This window comes from Streptomyces sp. NPDC102274 (assembly GCF_044766385.1).
Lineage (GTDB): Bacteria > Actinomycetota > Actinomycetes > Streptomycetales > Streptomycetaceae > Streptomyces.
The window spans coordinates 1-1,491 of sequence record NZ_JBIWLW010000141.1; the positions used below are offsets into that span (position 1 = coordinate 1).

Below are 1,491 nucleotides of genomic sequence, written 5' to 3' on the forward strand. Positions count from 1 at the left end.
GCCGCCCGACTCCCTGATGACGGGCGCCGATTCACCGGTGATGGCCGACTCGTCGACGGAAGCGACGCCTTCGACCACATCACCGTCGCCGGGGACGATGTCGCCGGCCTCGCAGACGACCAGATCACCGACGCGCAGGGCGGTGCCGGGTACGCGCTCCTCGTTCGTACCGATGAGGCGCCGCGCCACCGAGTCGGTCTTGGCCCTGCGCAGGGTGTCGGCCTGCGCCTTGCCACGCCCCTCGGCGACCGCCTCCGCGAGGTTCGCGAAGATCGTCGTCAGCCACAGCCAGGCCGCGATCGCCCAGCCGAACCAGTCCGTCGGGTCCTTGAAGGCGAAGATCGTGGTGAGCACCGATCCGACGAGCACGACGAACATGACGGGAGACTTGATCATCACCCGCGGATCGAGCTTTCTCACCGCGTCCGGGAAAGACCGGATCAGTTGCTTGGGGTCGAACAACCCCGCACCGACACGCTCCCCATCGGGCTTGTGACCCGTGGGTACGTCCGCGTGCGGCGCCCGGGTCGGAGTGGCAGTGGACATGGAGCCGGGCTCCTCTTGCTTCCTTGTGTAGATGGTCATGACGCCAGCCCCTCGGCCAGCGGCCCCAGCGCCAGCGCCGGGAAGTAGGTCAGACCGGCGACGATCATGATCGTGCCGACCAGCAGCCCGGTGAAGAGCGGCTTCTCGGTCCGCAGAGTGCCCACGGTCGCCGGGACCGGTTTCTGTTCGGCCAGTGAGCCGGCCAGCGCGAGGACGAACACCATGGGCAGGAAACGGCCGAGCAGCATCGCGATACCGATAGTGCTGTTGAACCACTGTGTGTCGGCGTTCAGGCCGGCGAAGGCGGAGCCGTTGTTGTTGGCGCCCGAGGTGTACGCGTACAGGATCTCGGAGAATCCATGCGCACCGGAGTTGGTCATCGAGTTCGACGGTGTGTCCAGTGCCATCGCTACGGCGGTGAAGCACAGGACCAGAGCCGGGGTGATCAGGATGTAGGAGGCGGCGAACTTGATCTGGCGGGTGCCGATCTTCTTGCCCAGATACTCGGGCGTACGGCCGACCATCAGCCCGGCGATGAACACCGCGATGATCGCCATGATCAGCATGCCGTAGAGGCCGGAGCCCACACCACCGGGCGCGATCTCACCGAGTTGCATGCCCAGCATCGTGATGCCGCCGCCAAACCCGGTGAAGGAGGAGTGGAAGGAGTTGACCGCACCGGTCGAGGTGAGGGTGGTGGCCACCGCGAAGATCGACGAGCCGCCGATCCCGAAGCGGGTCTCCTTGCCCTCCATCGCACCGCCGGCGATGTCGAACGCCGGGCCGCCGTGGTGGAACTCGGCCCACATCATCAGCGCGGTGAAGCCGAGCCAGATCGTCGCCATCGTGCCGAGGATCGCGTAGCCCTGCCGGAGGCTGCCGACCATCCGCCCGAAGGTGCGGGTCAGCGCGAACGGGATGACCAGGATCAGGAAGATCTCGAAC

1 protein-coding gene and 1 pseudogene are annotated in these 1,491 nt (G+C 66.6%); both read right to left on the minus strand.

Annotated elements, in window-relative coordinates; translation table 11 throughout:
• Window positions 1–585, minus strand: a pseudogene (locus ACIRQP_RS42430) (potassium-transporting ATPase subunit B); the annotation flags it as partial.
• On the minus strand, window positions 582–1,491 hold a 910-nt coding region (locus tag ACIRQP_RS42435), incomplete at its 5' end, for a potassium-transporting ATPase subunit KdpA (protein ID WP_403900833.1). The gene ACIRQP_RS42435 and the pseudogene ACIRQP_RS42430, both read right to left, overlap by 4 nt.